A 17,105-nucleotide genomic window follows, 5' to 3' on the forward strand; every position below is an offset into this window, starting at 1 on the left:
CCGGCGCAGGTTCCCCCACTAAGCGGATAGCCCGCACCCTGCACCACTGCCTCTAATAAACCACCGATTAGCCCCTATCAAAAAGGTGCCTCCCATGAGTGGTGCAAGAAGCGTCGAGCAGTGGAAAACGTTTATCGAAGGTTGCCTGGACTTTCGCCCGGTGGATGAAGTGTTTCGCATCGCCCGCGACATGTTCACCGAGCCGGAACTGTTCGATCTGGAGATGGAACTGATCTTCGAAAAGAACTGGATCTACGCCTGCCACGAAAGCGAACTGGCCAACAACCACGACTTCGTGACGATGCGCGCCGGGCGCCAGCCGATGATCATCACTCGCGATGGCGAAGGCCGCCTCAATGCGCTGATCAACGCCTGCCAGCACCGCGGCACCACGCTGACGCGGGTCGGCAAGGGCAACCAATCCACGTTCACCTGCCCGTTTCATGCCTGGTGCTACAAGAGCGATGGCCGGCTGGTGAAGGTCAAGGCACCGGGGGAATACCCGGAGGGTTTCGACAAAGCCACACGCGGCCTGAAAAAGGCACGCATCGAGAGCTACAAGGGCTTTGTGTTTATCAGCCTGGACGTAAATGGCAGCGACAGCCTGGAGGATTTCCTCGGCGACGCCAAAGTGTTCTTCGACATGATGGTCGCGCAGTCCGCCACCGGTGAGCTGGAAGTACTGCCGGGCAAATCCGCCTACACCTACGACGGCAACTGGAAGCTGCAGAACGAAAACGGCCTGGACGGTTATCACGTCAGCACCGTGCACTACAACTACGTGGCCACGGTGCAGCACCGGCAACAGGTGAACACCGAGAACGGCACCGGCGCCGGCAGCACCCTGGACTACAGCAAGCTCGGCGCCGGTGACGCCAACACCGATGACGGCTGGTTCGCCTTCAACAACGGCCACAGTGTGCTGTTCAGCGACATGCCCAACCCCAGCGTGCGCTCCGGCTACGCCACCATCATGCCGCGTCTGGTGCAGGAGCACGGCCAGCAAAAGGCCGAGTGGATGATGCATCGCCTGCGCAACCTGAATATCTACCCGAGCCTGTTCTTCCTCGACCAGATCAGCTCGCAGCTGCGCATCATCCGCCCGGTGGCGTGGAACAAGACCGAGATCATCAGCCAGTGCCTGGGGGTGAAGGGCGAGTCCGACGCCGACCGCGAAAACCGCATTCGCCAGTTCGAGGACTTCTTCAACGTGTCCGGCATGGGCACGCCAGATGACCTGGTGGAGTTCCGCGAAGCCCAGCGCGGGTTCCAGGGCCGGCTTGAACGCTGGAGCGATATCTCCCGTGGCAGCCACCGCTGGGCAACCGGCCCCACGCCGAACAGCGAAGCCATCGGCATTCAACCGGCCATGACCGGCACCGAGTTCACCCATGAAGGCCTCTACGTGAACCAGCACCGCAACTGGCAGCAGTTCCTGCTCAAGGGCCTGGACAATCAAGCGCTGACACTGCGGGAGGTGAACTGATGAATGCCCCATTGCAGTACCGGATCGAGCAGTTCTTCTACCGCAAGTCCGAGTTGTGCGACGCCCAGGACTGGGACGCCTATGTGCAGCTGTTCGACCCGCAGAGTGAGTTCCACCTGCCGCAATGGGACTCGGAGCACGTCTACACCCGCGACCCCAAGCGCGAGATGTCGTTGATCTATTACGCCAACCGCTCGGGCCTGGAGGACCGCGTGTTCCGCCTGCGCACCGGCAAGGCGGCGTCGGCCACACCGATGCCGCGCACGCTGCATTTGATCAACAACGTGCGCATCGCCGAACAGGCGGATGGCACGCTGGAGGTGAAGTTGAACTGGCACACGCTGTTCTATCGCCTGGCCACTTCAGAGCAGTTTTACGGCCACGCCACCTACACCCTGAAACCTGAAGGCGACAGCTGGTTGATCACCCGCAAGCATGCGTTGCTGCTCAACGACACCATCAACTCGGTGCTGGATTTCTATCACCTTTGACAGCCGACTGTGACTTGTAGTGAGCGGGCTTGCCCCGCGCTGGGCTGCGCAGCGGCCCCAAAAGCTTGGGAGCGCTGCGCACTCCAGCGCGGGGCAAGCCCGCTCACTACAGTTATAAAATCCATGGAGAACGGTGGATGAATCACAAAGTAGCCTTCAGTTTTGCCGACGGCAAGACCCTGTTCTTCCCCGTCGGAGCCAATGAAATCCTGCTGGATGCCGCGTTGCGCAACGGCATCAAGATCCCGCTGGATTGCCGCGAAGGCGTGTGCGGCACCTGCCAGGGCCGTTGCGAGTCCGGCGACTACAGCCAGGATTATGTCGACGAAGAAGCGCTGTCCAGCCTCGACCTGCAACAGCGCAAGATGCTCAGTTGTCAGACGCGGGTGAAGTCCGACGCGACATTCTATTTCGACTTTGATTCGAGCTTGTGCAATGCGCCGGGGCCGGTTCAGGTCAAGGGCACCGTGAGCGCGGTTGAGCAAGTGTCGGCCAGCACGGCGATCCTGCAGGTGCAGTTGGAGCAGGCGCTGGACTTTTTGCCCGGCCAATATGCACGCTTGGCGGTGCCCGGCACAGACAGTTGGCGCTCGTACTCCTTCGCCAACCTGCCAGGCAATCAACTGCAATTCCTGGTGCGCCTGCTGCCCGATGGGGTGATGAGCAACTACCTGCGCGAGCGCTGCCAGGTCGGCGATGAACTGATGATGGAAGCGCCACTCGGCGCCTTCTACCTGCGCCATGTCACCAAACCCTTGGTGCTGGTGGCGGGCGGCACCGGATTATCAGCCCTGCTGGGCATGCTCGATGAACTGGCCGTCAACGGCTGCGACCAGCCCGTGCACCTGTACTACGGCGTGCGTGGCGCAGAAGACTTGTGTGAAGCGGCGCGCATCCAGGCCTACGCCGCGAAAATCCCGGGCTTTCGCTACACCGAAGTGCTCAGCGCGCCCTCGGACGAATGGCCCGGCAAACGCGGCTACCTCACCGCGCATTTCGACCTGGCCGAATTGCGGGACAGATCGGCGGATATGTACCTGTGCGGCCCCCCTCCAATGGTCGAATCCGTCCAACAATGGCTGGCGGATCAGGCACTTGATGGCGTTCAGTTGTATTACGAAAAGTTCACGCAGAGTAATATCTGACCCTCAGCACTTCTGAGGGGTAGATGCGGCGTGCACTCCACCCTGAGAAAAACAAGTAGAAGGGAATGTTAATGGCGGATGACATGGTTAACCCGGTGGGCCTCAAGCGTGGCCTGAAGAACCGGCACATTCAGCTGATCGCCTTGGGAGGGGCGATCGGCACGGGGTTGTTCCTCGGCTCGGCCGGGGTACTCAAGTCGGCGGGGCCGTCGATGATCCTCGGCTACGCGATTGCCGGTTTTATCGCGTTCCTGATCATGCGCCAGCTCGGCGAGATGATCGTCGAAGAGCCGGTGGCCGGTTCCTTCAGCCATTTTGCGCATAAATACTGGGGCGGCTACGCAGGCTTCCTGGCCGGCTGGAACTACTGGGTACTCTACGTACTGGTGGGCATGGCCGAACTGACGGCGGTGGGCAAGTACATCCAGTTCTGGTGGCCGGAGATCCCGACCTGGGTCAGCGCGCTGGTGTTCTTCGTGGCGGTGAACCTGATCAACACCCTCAACGTGAAGTTCTTCGGTGAAGCCGAGTTCTGGTTCGCGATCATCAAGGTGGTGGCGATTGTCGGCATGATCGTGCTCGGCTGCTACCTGCTGTTCAGCGGCACCGGCGGCCCGCAAGCCACGGTCAGCAACCTGTGGAGCCACGGCGGGTTCTTCCCCAATGGCGGCATGGGGCTGTTGATGTCCATGGCGTTCATCATGTTCTCGTTCGGTGGCCTGGAACTGGTCGGCATCACTGCCGCCGAAGCCAGCGAGCCGCGCAAAGTGATCCCGAAAGCGATCAACCAGGTGGTGTACCGCATCCTGATTTTCTACGTCGGCGCGCTGACCGTGCTGTTGTCGCTCTACCCATGGGACCAACTGCTGCAGACCCTTGGCGCGTCGGGCGACGCCTACAGCGGCAGCCCATTCGTGCAGATCTTCTCGCTGATCGGTAACGACACCGCCGCCCACATCCTCAACTTCGTGGTGCTGACCGCGGCGCTGTCGGTGTACAACAGCGGCGTGTACTGCAACAGCCGCATGCTGTTCGGCCTGGCCGAGCAAGGCGACGCACCCAAATCGCTGATGAAGTTGAACAAGCAAGGCGTGCCGATCCGCGCCCTGGCGATTTCGGCCCTGGTGACGATGTTGTGCGTGGTGGTCAACTACGTCGCACCGAAGAGCGCCCTGGAGCTGCTGTTTGCGCTGGTGGTTGCCTCGCTGATGATCAACTGGGCGCTGATCAGCATCACCCACATCAAGTTCCGCAAGGCCATGGGCGAACAAGGCCTGACGCCGTCGTTCAAGACCTTCTGGTTCCCGTTCAGCAACTACCTGTGCCTGGCGTTCATGGTGATGATCATCAGCGTGATGCTGGCGATTCCGGGCATCAGCGAGTCGGTGTATGCGATGCCGGTGTGGGTGGGGATTATCTACATTGCCTATCGGCTGCGGGTTCGCAGGAGCCACGCGGTAGTCAACGCGCAGTGATGCCTGTGGGAGGGGGCTTGCCCCCTCCCACATTTTGTTTACAGCGTGGAGCGTACTCGCCACAACTCGGGGAACAGCACGGTGTCGAGCATCTTGCGCAAATACCCCACACCCTCCGTGCCACCCGTGCCCGGCTGGAAGCCGATGATCCGCTCTACCGTCGTCACATGGCGGAAGCGCCACTGGCGGAACGAATCCTCCAGGTCGATAAACTTCTCGGCCAATTGATACAGGTCCCAATAACGGTTCGGGTCGCGATACACCTCGCGCCACGCCGCCTCCACCGACTCATCGTGAACCGTCGCCGCCGTCGGGTCGCGCTCGGCACGTTTCGGATCAATCGCCAGGCCCGCCTTGATCATCAGGTTGATCGCTTCGTCATACAGCGACGGCGTGGCAATCGCCACTTTCAACTCGTTCAACAGCTCAGGCCGGTGGGCATGGGGCCGCAACAACGCCGCGCTTTTATTGCCGAGGATAAATTCGATCTCACGGTACTGGAACGACTGGAACCCCGACGACTGGCCCAGGAACGGGCGGATCGCCTTGTACTCTGACGGCGTCATCGTGGCCAGCACCGCCCAGGCGTGCACCAGTTGATCGAAGATCCGCGACACCCGCGCCAGCATCTTGAACGCCGGTGGCAGCTCGCCCAGGCGCACGTGTTCACGGGCGGCCTTGAGCTCGTGGAGCATCAGTTTCATCCACAGCTCGGAGGTCTGGTGCTGGATGATGAAGAGCATTTCGTTGTGGTCCGGCGACAGCGGGTGCTGGGCGCTGAGGACTTTGCCCAGGTCCAGGTAATCGCCGTAGCTCATGGACCCGGAAAAATTCAGTTCGGCGTTATGCCATTCTTCGGGCGGCTGATAATCGGCAGAGAAGGGACATTGACTCATCGCGTGGGCTCCTTGAGCGGGCGGAGAATGGCGCGGACAGGGCTCGCGTCGAGGTTGGCAAAACGCAGCGGCAGGGCGATCAATTCATAGTCGCCCTCGGGGACGTCATCGAGCACGATGCCTTCAAGAATCGCCATGCCATGGCGCGCCACGGCGTTGTGGGAATCCATGGTCTTGGACTGCTGTGGGTCCAGGGATGGCGTGTCGATACCGATCAAGCGCACTCCCAGGCTGGCGAGCAACTCGATGGTTTGTGGGGCGATGGCGGTGAAGTTCGAATCCCATTCGGTAAGCGGCGCTTGTGGATAAGTACGCAGCAACACACGCTCGGGCACGTTATCCACACGGCCCTCCAACTGATGCGGCTGCACCAGCGCGCCGCTGTCCAGGCAATGCAGCACGCGGCACGGCCCCATATACACATCCAACGACACCTCACCAATGGCCGCGCCGTCCGCGCTGTAATGCAGCGGCGCATCCACATGGGCGCCGGTGTGCGGCGACAAGGTGATGCGCCCGACATTCACCGGACATTCCGGGCCAAACTGCCATACGCGCTCTTCCTGGAACGGCGTATCCCCCGGCCAGGTCGGGGTCGCCGTACTCAAGGGCGGGCTGATATCCCACCACGTTTTTATTGGGTTCATTTGCAGGCTCTCGGCGGTTACTGGGGTGAATGATACGAGGGCCGGCCGCGAATTTTCTTGCGAATTCTGGCGTGAAGGGGGAAATCTTTCGCACTTATTGCGAGGAAATAGCGGATTGGTGATGGGTTATATCAAATAAACACCGCTGCGCTTCTGGGCATCCCGATGTCGAGTTCAGACCACTGACGCAACGCCCCAGGCCTTAGTGTGGATCCTTCCATTCCCTGCCTCGGAGGCATCATGTCCAAGCCCATCACCGTACTGCGCGACACCCACCCCCTGCCGGTCCTGGACGCCTGCAAATGGGAAAAGCTCGAAGGCGACCCGCACACCGTCAACCTCAACGCCTACACCAGCGAAGACGGCAGCAAGATCATGGGCACCTGGATCTGCACACCGGGCAAGTGGTACGTGGATTACGTGAAGTGGGAATACTGCCATTTCCAGGAAGGCTACTGCATCATCACGCCAGAAGGCATGGAGCCGATTCACTTGCGCGCTGGGGATATCTTTGTGGTGGAACCAGGGATGAAGGGGACGTGGGAAGTGGTCGAGACGGTGCGTAAGTATTTTGTGTTTGCTTGAACTGGCAATCCGCTGATTTCAAGAACAGAAAACCGCCTGTAACGGCGGTTTTTTGTGCGTTTCAGCGGCTCTTGCCAGCCAAGGGGCCTGTCGGCTCCATGTCTTTACCATGCTCAATAGCTACGCTGAAAAACCTTTTTTGATTGGCAGACGTTGGGCCGCCAAGCTTCTTGGCTTCGGCGCAAAACGTCTCGACCCATTGCGTGTCTGATTTCTGGTTTGTCGCTTTCATTAACCCAAGCCTCTGTGAGCCTTGTACATGCGCCCAATACTAGGTGCGCTCAACTGAAATCACAAGGCGGTGCTTTTCGTCATAGGTGAAGCCAAGTCGCTTATACGTCTGTACGACGTCTGGTCGTGGCTCCTGAATTTCGATTCGAGAGCACCCGATGACACGCGCGTATGCGTCGATGGCGCCGAGGGCAAGCGCAGCGATCAAGCCTTTCAAGGGATGTTCGCTATCTGAGTTACCTTCGAGAAGCACAATCTTGATCGTGACTTTACTGTCACGAGGCGTTGCGTAACAGAGGCCACATAGTTGCTCATCGTGCCAGATCGACAAATCAAACCCTTTAGCGTCCAAGGCCCTCCAGGCCGGAACATCCTCCCAGGGAAATTGGGCGTCACCTCCCCAGAGGTAAAACGCCTCTATGGCCCGACCATCAATCACATCGAAGCGTACTTTCGCAGCGTCGAGCCACTGATGGCCCAATGCAGTCCACTGCTCGATGAATGAAGCCAGTGCCGCCTTTCTCGATTGAGATTGAAAGACCAGGTACTTGAGGGAGTTCGAGTATCGACGTGCCATTACGATCAGATTCTTACGAGTAGAGTGGAAAGATCAGAAAGCCGCGTTAACAACGAAAGGGCGCAAACCGTAGCAAGATCGGGTGTAGCCTTGGGCCAACGATGAATTCAAGATTTTTCAGGCGTATTCGTCACGAGCAATGGAGCCCTCCCCATGACGGCTGAATTCGACAGGCAAAAAATCGTCATCTTCACCGGCTCTGGCATCAGTGCCGAAAGTGGCCTGGACACGTTCAACGACGAAACCGGACTGTGGATGGACCATCGCGTCGAAGACGTCGCTACGCCCGAGGCATGGCATAGACACCCCGCGGACGTGCTCGCGTTCTATAACGCGTTGCGGCACAAGGCGTGGGCTGCGCAGCCCAATGCGGCGCACCGCGCCCTAGCGGAGTTGGAGCAGCAGTTTGATGTAGTGGTGATCACGCAAAACGTCGACGACCTGCACGAGCGGGCAGGGTCCACGTGTGTTCTGCATCTGCATGGTCAAATCAACCTGGCGCAAAGTACGGTCGACGAGCAACTGATTTACAAGATCGACGATAAGCCGATCTTGCTCGGCGACACCTGTGAAAAAGGCAGCCAATTACGCCCGTATATCGTCTGGTATGGCGAAAATGTGCCAAATATCGAGAAGGCGCTGCAGCACTTTAAAAACGCAGAGAAAGTGCTGGCCGTGGGCACATCACTGACCACTCAACCGGCCGCAGGCTTGGTTACGAAAGCCAGGCACTCTGCCGAAAAGGTCCTGATTGGACTGGCTGTTTCGCGTAAGCCCTACGGCTACGAATTCATGCGAGGAAAGGCATCAAGCCTGGTGCCTTATGTGGTGGGATGCTGGCTGAAAGGCCAAAAGGCTCGTTAACCGCAAAAACCCGGGGGCCCACTGAAGGCAGGCTCCCGGAAACGCCCCTACTTGGGCTTGCGATAGCTGTTGATGATCGCCGAAAAGTCCTTGCCCCCTTCCCCGCGCTGGCTCATCGATTGATACAACTGTTGGGCCACGGCGCCCAGGATCACGGGTTGCTTCGCCTGACGTGCCGCTTCGGTAGCCAGGCCCAAATCCTTGAGCATCAGGTCCGCACCAAACCCACCGGTGTAGCCACGCGACGACGGCGCCGTTTCGATCACGCCCGGCCATGGGTTGTAGGTGTCGGAACTCCAGCAACGCCCGGTCGAGCTGTTGATGATCCCCGCCAACACCTGAGTATCGATGCCCAACGCGTCGCCCAATGCCATGGCTTCGCTGACGCCGACCATGCTGATCCCCAACAACAGGTTGTTGCAGATCTTGGCGATTTGCCCGGTACCCACCTCACCGCAGTGCACGATGTTGCGGCCCATCTGCGCCAGCACCGGTTGCAGGGTAGCGAACAGTTCCGGGGTGGCGCCGACCATGAAAGTCAGCGTCCCAGCAGCGGCGCCACCGGTGCCGCCGGAGACTGGGGCGTCGGCTACGGTTACGCCTTGCCTGGCCGCCGCAGCCGCTACGTCGCGGATGGTTTGCGGGTCGATGGTGCTGCAATCCACCGCCGGTACGCCTTTGCCGATGCCGGCGAGTACACCGTCTTCATTCAGCCACACGCTGCGCACATGGGCGGCGGCGGGCAGCATGGTGATCACCAGCTCAGCGTCTTTCGCCGCATCGCGTGGTGAATCGCTGATGGTGCCGCCCAACTCGGCCAATTCCTTGAGTACCACCTGGTTCAAGTCGAACAGGTTCAGCGCGTGACCTGCCTTGATCAGGTTTCGGGCCATGGGGGCCCCCATGTTGCCCAAGCCGATAAATGCAATCTTCATGGTTGTCTCCCGGAATCAGCGCAGGTTGATGGTGGTGTTGACGCCATCGTTGACCGTGTCGTCATCGAACCAGCGGCTGGTGACGGTCTTGGTCTGGGTGTAGAACTGCACCACTTGCTTACCGTACGGGCCGAGGTCGCCGAGCTTGGAGCCCCGGGAGCCGGTGAAGCTGAAGAACGGCACCGGCACCGGAATCGGGATGTTGATGCCGACCTGGCCTACATCGATTTCGCTCTGGAATTTACGCGCCGCCGCGCCGCTCTGGGTGAACAGGCCAGTGCCGTTGCCGAACGGGTTGGCGTTGACCAGGGCGATGGCTTGGTCGAGGGTGTCGACTTCCAGCACCACCAGCACCGGGCCGAAGATTTCCTCGGTGTAGATACGCATATCAGTGGTCACGCCCGAGAACAGGGTTGGGCCGACAAAGTTGCCTTGCTCGAAGCCCGGCACCTTGATGTCGCGGCCGTCCAGCTCCAGCTTGGCGCCTTCCTTCACACCGCTTTCGATCAACTCCAGGATGCGTGCCTTGGCGCGCTTGGAAATCACCGGGCCGACATCGGTGCCGGCTTCGCTGCCCGCGTTGACCTTGAGCTTTTGCGCGAGGGCCTTGAGGTCCGGCAGCCATTGCTTGGACGCACCCACCAGCACCACCACCGAGGTGGCCATGCAACGCTGGCCCGCCGCGCCGAAACCGGCACCGACCAGGGCATTGAGGGTGTGCTCACGGTTGGCATCCGGCAGCACCACCGCATGGTTCTTGGCGCCCATCATCGACTGCACGCGCTTGCCATGTTTGCCAGCCAGGTCGTACACATGGGTGCCCACTGCCGTCGAACCGACGAAGGACACGGCCTTGATGTCCTTGTGGGTGCACAGCGCATCCACGACATCCTTGCCACCGTGCACCACGTTGAGCACGCCAGCCGGCACACCGGCTTCCAGCGCCAGCTCCACCAGCAGCATGGTCGACAGCGGGTCCTGCTCGGACGGCTTGAGGACGAAGGTATTCCCACAGGCGATCGCCATCGGGAACATCCACAGCGGAATCATCGCCGGGAAGTTGAACGGGGTAATGCCGGCGCACACACCGATCGGTTGGCGCAATGTGTAGGTGTCGACGCCACCGGCGACGTTCTCGGCGAATTCGCCCATTTGCAGGGTGCCGATGGAACAGGCGTGCTCCACCACTTCCAGGCCACGGAAAATATCGCCTTCGGCATCGGCAATGGTCTTGCCCTGCTCATTGCTGAGCACCACGGCAATGCGCTTGGAATGTTCGCGGATCAAGGCCTGCAGCTTGAGCATGATGCGCATGCGCGCGCCGATCGGCGTCAGCTTCCAGGTCTGGAAAGCTTGATGAGCGGCGTCGATGGCGGCGTTGACTTCATCGGAGGTCGCGAAAGGGACTTTGGCCAGCACTTGCTGGGTGGCCGGGTTAACGATGTCTTGCCAATGGGTGGTCTTGGACTCGACCCATTCACCATTGATCAGCAACTTGACCTGTTGCACGGAAATATCGGCAGATGCGTTCATGTGGTCTCCAATCTTATATTTATACAGAGACAAGGCGCGTAACCGCCTTGGGAAATGAGGCGTTCGGACTGTTTTTGGAGTATAGATGTGCAAATCTCTAATAAGAACGCACATAAAAGCCGGACCAATATGCAAAAAAACATCACGTCGCTGGGCTCCCTGAACTGGGATGACCTGAAGTTTTTCCTCGAAGTGGCTCGCACCCGCAAGGCCAGCGTGGCCGCCAAGCGCCTGGCGGTGGACTACACCACCGTGTCGCGGCGCATCAGTTCACTGGAAGTGTCCCTCGGCACCCTGCTGTTCGAAAAATCCCGGACCAACGGCTTCGTCCTCACCAGCGAAGGCCAGCGTTTACTCGGCTATGCCGAGTCCATCGAAAGCACCCTGCACATGGCTTGCGAACAAGTCTCCGGCTCCGGCGTGGCGCTGTCCGGGCATGTGCGCATGGGCTGCACCGAAGGGTTCGGCAGCTTCTTCGTCACCCCGCAACTGAGCCACTTCGTCGACACCTACCCGGCCATCTCGGTCGACATCCTGCCCCTGCCCCACTTCATCAGCCTGTCCAAGCGCGAAGCCGACATCGTCATCGCCCTGGAACGGCCGGAACATGGGCCGTATGTGTGCTGCAAATTGTGCGACTACAAATTGCAGCTGTACGCGACCCAGGAATACCTGGACCAACACCCACCGATCCGCAAACCTGCGGATTTGGCCGAGCATCCGTTTATCAGCTATGTGGATGATCTGGCGTTCAGTTCGGAGCTGCTGTACCTGGCGAATGTGGTGCCCGGCGCCAGCGCCAGTTTGCGCAGTACCAGCGTGATTGCGCAGTACGTGGCGGCGCAGCAGGGGCGGTCGATGGCGATACTGCCGTGCTTTTTGGCGGCGCAGGATCCGCGGTTGTTGCCGGTGTTGGGGGAGCAGATTTCCATCACTCGCCAGTTCTGGATGTACTGCCGGGAGGATTTGCGCAAGTTGAAGCGGATTACGTTGTTGTGGGATTACATCAGGGAAGTGACGGAGCAGAATCAGGGGTTGTTGATGGGGGAGACAAGGGAGATCAGGTTCGCGGATTAAAGGGCCATCAACGATGATTCGCTTTAATTTGCAGGACGTTTCCTAGAGAATCTCTGGCCTATTGCGCCGCAAGATTTGACTGTCTAGCCTCCTCGGGTCGCTGCAAAACAGCGATTGGGTTTAGCGACCCGAGAAACGTAGGCTCAATCTCCGCAACTCCTTTGGCTGGCATTTTTGCCTGCCTTATCGTGTTATGGCGGCTGTGCGCGGGAGACCTTCGGGGTCTACCGGGTTCCCTAGGTTACCGGTTCGCTAACCCGCGTACAGCTGCCACCTCTCCATGTTTAGCGACGTGCTGTGGCGGTTTCTACTTATTAACCTAAGGAAAAACCATGTCCAAAATCGTCCCCGACCCACCGCTTTCCTCCATCACCACCCTCGGCGTCGTCACCTTCGGCGACTATGGTGAAAACGAAAACCCCCTGTTCCGCGTCAATTCCGGCATGCCGATCGAGGAAGCCTTGGAACACGCCTCCACCCTGCTGTTCTACTCCAAGAAACTCGCGATGGAAGCCGCCATGGATGTACGCTGCGAGCAATACGCGTGGGCCGCGCATTACCTGTGTGAAATGGGCAAAGCCGTGGTCGATGACCTGACGCAAGCGATGACACCGGGCCGTTAAGCGAACACCGTTCGAATGCGGGAGGAGCCCTGCTCCTTCCCACATTTAAACGGCGGTGGTACCGGCTATTTGTGGATACCGAGCCCGAACTTCGCGCAGGAACTCACCCGCACGGGTCTTGAGCCATTCAATCAGACGCGCAATATCCGGCTCTGACTGCCGCCCATTTCGACAAATGATGTAGTAGGCCGCTGGGGACATCATCACGGGGCTTTTCAACGCAACCAATGCACCGTTTTCCAATTGGTCATACACCAATGCAGTCCTGCCCAGCGCAATCCCTGTGCCCTTTACCGCCAGATTGATCGCCAGGCTCGAATCCGGAAATCGCGGCCCATGGTGATAAGGCGGAGTCGGCAGGCCCTGAAACGCAAACCAGCTTTCCCACCCCGGACACACCTGATCGTCCACCCGATGAATCAGCGGATATTGGGCGACATCCCCCGGCGCGATATCCCCCTTCAACCGCAGAAATTCCGGCGAGCAAACGGGGAACACCGCGTCACGCATCAGCAGTTCAACATGATGATCCGGGTACTCGCCGTACCCCATCACCACAGCGACATCGTATTGATGCGCTTCCAGACTGGTGCTGTTGATGTCGGCGCTGGTCAACACCAGATCAAGGTTGAACGAAGCCTCAGTGTGAGAGCCGTGCATCCTGGGGATCAGCCATGTCGAACAGAGCGAGGACGTGCATGAGAGGTACAGCGGACGGGACTTTGCGGGGTTGAGTGAATGCAAGACCCCATCCAGCGCCTTGAAAAATCCGTCGGTGACCGGCAACAAAGCCTGCCCCGCGGAGGTCAGTTTGACGCCGCGCGAATGCCGCTCAAACAACTGCACGCCCCACCACTCCTCCAGGCCTGCAATTTGATGGCTGATGGCACTGGCGGTGAGGTTAAGCTGCGACGCCGCACGCGCAAAGCTACCGGTTTGCGCAGCGCTGACGAACGCTTGAAGCATCGGAGTGGGAGGCGGACGCCGGGCCATCATGTGCTCACTTTGATAGAGATGATCCCGCAAACAATGACGAATGCCGACAGCATCCGTCGCCAACCGAACTGTTCGCGAAAGAACAGCGCGGCAATAATGGCGCCGATAATAACACTGGTTTCCCGCAGCGCTGAGACCTTGGCCACCGCGTCCAGCGACAACGCAAACAACACCAATCCGTAAGACGCCAGGTAAAAAACACCGCCCAACAGGCCGACTCGCCAATGCCTACGTATCGCACGCATCAAGGCCAAACGCTCCCTGGAAAACGCCAGCACCGGGATCGGAATGCTCTGGAATACCGTCAGGTAGATGATGTATTGCAACACCGTTTCACTGGCTCTCACGCCTTTGGCGTCCACCACCGTGTAAGCCGCGATGAACGCCCCGGCACACACCGCCATCAGGATCGGCTTGAGCATCTGCGCCGTCATCCTGCGCACAAAGGTCAGGCTGATAATGCCTACACAAATCAACACCACACCCGCCAGCGCCTCGCGTGACAACTGCTCATGCAACAGAAAGTAGGAAAATAACGCGACCAATACCGGCGGTATCCCACGCATCACCGGGTACACCTGCCCGAAATCTCCCGTTTCGTAGGCTTTGATCAGAAATAGCCGATAGACCGTATTGAGTCCCACGGAGACGAGGATGTAGCCCCACACCTCCAGGCTCGGCACGCTGACAAACGGCAACGCCAACAGGCATATCACCAGCGCGGTGCCATCCACCATGGCCAAGGTCATGAAGCGACTGCTGCCGGCGCGGACGACAGCGTTCCAAGTGGCGTGCATGAAAGCTGAGATCAAGACCAGCGTGATCGCGATATCGGAGTTGTCCATGGGGCTCGGCTTGTGGCTGGTATCGGAGGATTTGAATGATGAGCTTTGGGGCGACTCAGAGCGGCCATTTAACTAAGCCGACTTCGTGCGAGAAAGCGAAACCTCGTCAGCCTAGCCATCAACATTCGTCATGGCAGAGCTTTCCTACGAAAAAATTACTTAGTAAACGCTGTTTCAGGCACACCGCAAAACCAAATGTGGGAGGGGGCTTGCCCCCGATAGTGGGTCAGCCAATGCATTTGGTTCTGACACTCCGCCATCGGGGGCAAGCCCCCTCCCACAGTTGATTGGGTTTCACATTGTGATTGGTGGGACGGCCTCAGTCCGCAATCACCACAATCGACACCCGCCGATTTTCCGTGCGCCCTGCCGCCGTATCGTTGGAGGCCACCGGCTCGCTGCTACCCAACCCGCGCAGTTGGATGTTTTCTTCTTTCATACCCACGCCGGTCAGCACCGTCGCCACGCTTTTCGCCCGGCGCAGGGACAGTTGCTGGTTGTAGGTTTCCTTGCCCGATGCATCGGTGTGGCCGTCGACGCGCACGCGTTCGATGCCCACGCCCAGCAGGGCCTTGCCGATGCGTTGGACGATGTCGGTGCTGGGTTGGTTGAGCGTCTCGACGTCGCTGCCAAACAGCACTTTGCCGGACAGGCCGAATGCCCAGCCTTCGTCGGTCAGTTCAAAGCCTTGCTGCTTGAGGACCGCTACTTGCGCCGGGGTAAGGCCTTTGGGGGGTGGCGTCTGGCAGCCGCCGAGGGCGAGCAGTGCCACCAGCATGGGGATAAACATGAAACGCACGGTCGAGAACAAGGGATCAGCTCCTGTGGTGAACGTTGGCGGCGGAGGGCTCCGACTCTGCCGGTTGCTGGCCGCCCGAGGACAAACGTTTGGCCTGGTACATCGCCGCGTCGGCAGCATTGAGCAAGGTGCCGGGTGTGGCGCCATGATCAGGGTAGATGGCGATGCCAATACTGAGGGAGGTCAATACCTGCGTGTTGCCGGGCACGGGGATGGGCAGGTCCATGCTGGCGATGATCTTGTCGGCGATACGCTGCGCGTCTTCCACCTTGTGCAACGGCGCCAGCAGGATGGCGAACTCATCACCGCCCAGGCGCGCGACCAGGTCATCCTCACGCAATTGCGCACGCACGCGCTCGGCCACGGCCACGAGCACGGCATCACCGGCGGCGTGGCCAAAGCTGTCGTTGATCTCTTTGAAGCGGTCGCTGTCGAGGTAGAGCACCGCCAGTTGTTCCTTGGCCTTGGCCGCACTGCGCAGGGCACGGATCAGACGCCCTTCGAAGAACGCGCGGTTGGGCAGGCCGGTGAGGCTGTCGTGGTTGGCCTGGTGGGCGAGGGATTCGTTTTCGCTTTGCAGGTGGTTTTGCCAGGCTTCCATCTCGCCGAGCAAGGCATTGAAGTCGCTGCCCAGGCTGTCGAGCTCGGCGATTTTTGCCGGGGGTACGCGGCGGTCGAAGTCGCGCTCGCTACGGGCGGCGTGGGCCACGGCGGCGAGACTTTGCAGTGGGCCGGTGATACCACGCAACAGGCGTCGCGCCAGGTGCAGGGCAATCCACGCGCTGAGCGCGGTGCAGATGAGGATCCCGGCCAGGCCGCTGAGCAGGAAGCGCAAGAGGCTACCGCCGTGACCGGTGAGGTGAGTGCTGCCGATGGCTCGGCCTTGGTGGAGGATAGGCTGGCTGATGGGTTGTTCGAGCAGGGTGTGCGCCAGTTCCAGTTCAACTCGCGAGAGCATGCCGGTATCCGGACGTATCCACTGCGCCAGCAACTTGCCATTGGCGTCGAAGACTTCGGCCTGGGCCACTTCTTCGGTGGAGGCGATCAGGCTGAGGGCTTCGGTGGCTGCCGCGCTGTCGTTGAACACCACCGCCGCTTCGACGGTGTAGTTGATGGAGCGCGCGATCAGGTGCAGGTTGTGTTCGGCGTACACCCGCAACGCCAATACACCCAGCAGGGTCAGCGAGACGCTCGCCAGCGTCACGGCCACCAGCGCCAGGATCAGGTGCCCTCGGCCAATGACCGAGCGCAACGTCGGTCGCACGTTATCGGCCTTCATGGCGCAGGCGCTCGGCGACGGGACAACTGCAGCACGCTGGGGTGAATGCGCACACCGCTGCGGGCGACGGAGTCGAGGTTGACCTCGAAGGACACTTGCTCATCACTCACCCGCAGGCAGAACAGGCTGCCCACGGTGCACTGGTCGCCGCCTTCGCTGATGCTGAGCACCGGGTGACCGATCAGCGAAGTGAACAACTGGCTACGCTCATCGGCACTCAGCTTGCCGATGTACACCGCATCGCACGCATTGACGATATCGGGATGGTTGGCCAGCAGGCGCTGCACCACCACCGGACGACCGGTGGCCTGGGTGGTGCCTTTGATCAGGTCGTCGGTGTATTGGGTGGGGCCGACGATGCACAGGCGCAATTGCGCAGGCTCGACCGGCCAGCGCGCATAACTGAGGATACCGAGTACCACTTGGGTGACCGACTGGGCGCGCTGGGCGGCGAGGCCTGCGGGGTCGGGCGCCTGGGCGAAGGTGTGTGGCGCGAGCACACACAGCACCGCCACCAGCAGCAGGCGTCTCCAGCTCAAACTGCGCTCTGTGGGCGAGACAGCCACGTTCATGCAGCGATTCTCTCAGGTGTTTTTTAGATGATGCCGCAACGATAGCACA

General features: G+C 60.0%; 19 protein-coding genes. 8 read left to right on the forward strand and 11 right to left on the reverse strand.

Translation table 11 applies throughout. The features are described from left to right. Positions 1-94: 94 nt before the first annotated feature. From antA to M2497_RS26870, 4 genes are all read left to right on the forward strand, one after another. Complete coding sequence (gene antA, locus M2497_RS26855) at positions 95-1,486, forward strand: anthranilate 1,2-dioxygenase large subunit (protein ID WP_248484486.1); 1,392 nt, start codon at positions 95-97, stop codon at positions 1,484-1,486. Next, the gene (antB, locus tag M2497_RS26860) at positions 1,486-1,977 is read left to right on the forward strand and encodes an anthranilate 1,2-dioxygenase small subunit (RefSeq protein WP_058425695.1); all 492 of its coding nucleotides are present in this window, start codon (positions 1,486-1,488) and stop codon (positions 1,975-1,977) included. Before antA ends, antB begins: the two co-directional genes overlap by 1 nt. A gap of 137 nt (positions 1,978-2,114) precedes the next feature. Continuing rightward, positions 2,115-3,122: an anthranilate 1,2-dioxygenase electron transfer component AntC gene (gene antC, locus M2497_RS26865; protein WP_248484488.1), complete on the forward strand. Its 1,008-nt coding sequence runs from the start codon at positions 2,115-2,117 to the stop codon at positions 3,120-3,122. 71 nt (positions 3,123-3,193) lie between these two features. Continuing rightward, a complete protein-coding gene (locus tag M2497_RS26870; protein WP_248484490.1) occupies positions 3,194-4,597 on the forward strand; it encodes an amino acid permease in 1,404 nt (467 codons plus the stop codon). A gap of 38 nt (positions 4,598-4,635) precedes the next feature. Here M2497_RS26870 and kynA read toward each other — a convergent pair whose 3' ends face one another. Together kynA and kynB are read right to left on the reverse strand one after the other, a co-directional pair. After that, positions 4,636-5,493 (reverse strand): tryptophan 2,3-dioxygenase, encoded by an 858-nt coding sequence (gene kynA, locus M2497_RS26875; protein ID WP_248484492.1) that lies wholly within the window; start codon positions 5,491-5,493, stop codon positions 4,636-4,638. Beyond that, the gene (kynB, locus tag M2497_RS26880) at positions 5,490-6,140 is read right to left on the reverse strand and encodes an arylformamidase (protein ID WP_248484495.1); all 651 of its coding nucleotides are present in this window, start codon (positions 6,138-6,140) and stop codon (positions 5,490-5,492) included. Before kynB ends, kynA begins: the two co-directional genes overlap by 4 nt. A 240-nt stretch (positions 6,141-6,380) precedes the next feature. On the opposite strand from kynB, the gene M2497_RS26885 reads away from it, so the two are divergent. Then, the gene (locus M2497_RS26885) at positions 6,381-6,725 is read left to right on the forward strand and encodes a cupin domain-containing protein (RefSeq protein ID WP_015885872.1); all 345 of its coding nucleotides are present in this window, start codon (positions 6,381-6,383) and stop codon (positions 6,723-6,725) included. A 61-nt stretch (positions 6,726-6,786) separates the two neighbouring features. Here M2497_RS26885 and M2497_RS26890 read toward each other — a convergent pair whose 3' ends face one another. Together M2497_RS26890 and M2497_RS26895 are read right to left on the reverse strand one after the other, a co-directional pair. Beyond that, positions 6,787-6,957, reverse strand: a complete 171-nt coding sequence (locus tag M2497_RS26890) for a hypothetical protein (protein ID WP_248484497.1) — start codon at positions 6,955-6,957, stop codon at positions 6,787-6,789. Positions 6,958-6,996: 39 nt separating this feature from the next. Continuing rightward, positions 6,997-7,533: an N-acetyltransferase gene (locus tag M2497_RS26895; protein WP_248484499.1), complete on the reverse strand. Its 537-nt coding sequence runs from the start codon at positions 7,531-7,533 to the stop codon at positions 6,997-6,999. A gap of 153 nt (positions 7,534-7,686) precedes the next feature. Here M2497_RS26895 and M2497_RS26900 point away from each other — a divergent pair, with 153 nt between their 5' ends. Then, complete coding sequence (locus M2497_RS26900) at positions 7,687-8,397, forward strand: Sir2 family NAD-dependent protein deacetylase (RefSeq protein ID WP_248484501.1); 711 nt, start codon at positions 7,687-7,689, stop codon at positions 8,395-8,397. A 47-nt stretch (positions 8,398-8,444) separates the two neighbouring features. Here M2497_RS26900 and mmsB read toward each other — a convergent pair whose 3' ends face one another. Next, positions 8,445-9,332, reverse strand: a complete 888-nt coding sequence (mmsB, locus tag M2497_RS26905) for a 3-hydroxyisobutyrate dehydrogenase (protein WP_248484503.1) — start codon at positions 9,330-9,332, stop codon at positions 8,445-8,447. Between the two features lie 15 nt (positions 9,333-9,347). Continuing rightward, positions 9,348-10,865, reverse strand: a complete 1,518-nt coding sequence (locus tag M2497_RS26910) for a CoA-acylating methylmalonate-semialdehyde dehydrogenase (protein WP_248484505.1) — start codon at positions 10,863-10,865, stop codon at positions 9,348-9,350. A gap of 129 nt (positions 10,866-10,994) precedes the next feature. Between M2497_RS26910 and M2497_RS26915 the strand changes: the two genes are divergently transcribed. Beyond that, the gene (locus M2497_RS26915; RefSeq protein ID WP_093128239.1) at positions 10,995-11,942 is read left to right on the forward strand and encodes a LysR family transcriptional regulator; all 948 of its coding nucleotides are present in this window, start codon (positions 10,995-10,997) and stop codon (positions 11,940-11,942) included. A gap of 332 nt (positions 11,943-12,274) precedes the next feature. Next, positions 12,275-12,565, forward strand: coding sequence for a DUF3077 domain-containing protein (locus tag M2497_RS26920; RefSeq protein WP_248484507.1), 291 nt, complete (start codon positions 12,275-12,277; stop codon positions 12,563-12,565). A gap of 45 nt (positions 12,566-12,610) precedes the next feature. On the opposite strand, the gene M2497_RS26925 is transcribed toward M2497_RS26920, so the two are convergent. The 5 genes from M2497_RS26925 to M2497_RS26945 all read right to left on the reverse strand — a co-directional run bounded on the left by M2497_RS26925 (position 12,611) and on the right by M2497_RS26945 (position 17,056). Beyond that, the gene (locus M2497_RS26925) at positions 12,611-13,558 is read right to left on the reverse strand and encodes a LysR substrate-binding domain-containing protein (RefSeq protein ID WP_348984780.1); all 948 of its coding nucleotides are present in this window, start codon (positions 13,556-13,558) and stop codon (positions 12,611-12,613) included. Then, positions 13,558-14,406 carry an EamA family transporter gene (locus M2497_RS26930; RefSeq protein WP_248484511.1) on the reverse strand — a complete coding sequence of 283 codons (849 nt, stop codon included), beginning with the start codon at positions 14,404-14,406 and terminating at the stop codon, positions 13,558-13,560. The genes M2497_RS26925 and M2497_RS26930 overlap by 1 nt, the downstream gene beginning before the upstream one ends. Before the next feature lie 319 nt (positions 14,407-14,725). After that, positions 14,726-15,217: an OmpA family protein gene (locus tag M2497_RS26935; RefSeq protein ID WP_248484513.1), complete on the reverse strand. Its 492-nt coding sequence runs from the start codon at positions 15,215-15,217 to the stop codon at positions 14,726-14,728. Positions 15,218-15,221: 4 nt separating this feature from the next. Then, positions 15,222-16,484: a diguanylate cyclase gene (locus tag M2497_RS26940; RefSeq protein WP_248484523.1), complete on the reverse strand. Its 1,263-nt coding sequence runs from the start codon at positions 16,482-16,484 to the stop codon at positions 15,222-15,224. Then, positions 16,481-17,056, reverse strand: a complete 576-nt coding sequence (locus M2497_RS26945; protein ID WP_248484525.1) for a YfiR family protein — start codon at positions 17,054-17,056, stop codon at positions 16,481-16,483. Before M2497_RS26945 ends, M2497_RS26940 begins: the two co-directional genes overlap by 4 nt. Positions 17,057-17,105 lie beyond the last annotated feature (49 nt).

Source organism: Pseudomonas sp. CYM-20-01 (genome assembly GCF_023169845.1).
GTDB classification, from domain to species: domain Bacteria; phylum Pseudomonadota; class Gammaproteobacteria; order Pseudomonadales; family Pseudomonadaceae; genus Aquipseudomonas; species Aquipseudomonas azotoformans.

What these genes read in the sequence shown, in the direction of transcription:
- M2497_RS26870 (WP_248484490.1), top strand. Translation starts at nt 3,194, where the DNA reads ATGGCGGATGACATGGTTAACCCGGTGGGCCTCAAGCGTGGCCTGAAG.
- M2497_RS26920 (WP_248484507.1), top strand. Translation starts at nt 12,275, where the DNA reads ATGTCCAAAATCGTCCCCGACCCACCGCTTTCCTCCATCACCACCCTC.
- M2497_RS26910 (WP_248484505.1), bottom strand. Translation starts at nt 10,865, where the DNA reads ATGAACGCATCTGCCGATATTTCCGTGCAACAGGTCAAGTTGCTGATC.
- antC (WP_248484488.1), top strand. Translation starts at nt 2,115, where the DNA reads ATGAATCACAAAGTAGCCTTCAGTTTTGCCGACGGCAAGACCCTGTTC.
- antA (WP_248484486.1), top strand. Translation starts at nt 95, where the DNA reads ATGAGTGGTGCAAGAAGCGTCGAGCAGTGGAAAACGTTTATCGAAGGT.
- M2497_RS26885 (WP_015885872.1), top strand. Translation starts at nt 6,381, where the DNA reads ATGTCCAAGCCCATCACCGTACTGCGCGACACCCACCCCCTGCCGGTC.
- M2497_RS26890 (WP_248484497.1), bottom strand. Translation starts at nt 6,957, where the DNA reads ATGAAAGCGACAAACCAGAAATCAGACACGCAATGGGTCGAGACGTTT.
- M2497_RS26915 (WP_093128239.1), top strand. Translation starts at nt 10,995, where the DNA reads ATGCAAAAAAACATCACGTCGCTGGGCTCCCTGAACTGGGATGACCTG.
- M2497_RS26900 (WP_248484501.1), top strand. Translation starts at nt 7,687, where the DNA reads ATGACGGCTGAATTCGACAGGCAAAAAATCGTCATCTTCACCGGCTCT.
- M2497_RS26940 (WP_248484523.1), bottom strand. Translation starts at nt 16,484, where the DNA reads ATGAAGGCCGATAACGTGCGACCGACGTTGCGCTCGGTCATTGGCCGA.
- mmsB (WP_248484503.1), bottom strand. Translation starts at nt 9,332, where the DNA reads ATGAAGATTGCATTTATCGGCTTGGGCAACATGGGGGCCCCCATGGCC.
- kynA (WP_248484492.1), bottom strand. Translation starts at nt 5,493, where the DNA reads ATGAGTCAATGTCCCTTCTCTGCCGATTATCAGCCGCCCGAAGAATGG.
- M2497_RS26895 (WP_248484499.1), bottom strand. Translation starts at nt 7,533, where the DNA reads ATGGCACGTCGATACTCGAACTCCCTCAAGTACCTGGTCTTTCAATCT.
- M2497_RS26925 (WP_348984780.1), bottom strand. Translation starts at nt 13,558, where the DNA reads ATGGCCCGGCGTCCGCCTCCCACTCCGATGCTTCAAGCGTTCGTCAGC.
- kynB (WP_248484495.1), bottom strand. Translation starts at nt 6,140, where the DNA reads ATGAACCCAATAAAAACGTGGTGGGATATCAGCCCGCCCTTGAGTACG.
- M2497_RS26930 (WP_248484511.1), bottom strand. Translation starts at nt 14,406, where the DNA reads ATGGACAACTCCGATATCGCGATCACGCTGGTCTTGATCTCAGCTTTC.
- antB (WP_058425695.1), top strand. Translation starts at nt 1,486, where the DNA reads ATGAATGCCCCATTGCAGTACCGGATCGAGCAGTTCTTCTACCGCAAG.
- M2497_RS26945 (WP_248484525.1), bottom strand. Translation starts at nt 17,056, where the DNA reads ATGAACGTGGCTGTCTCGCCCACAGAGCGCAGTTTGAGCTGGAGACGC.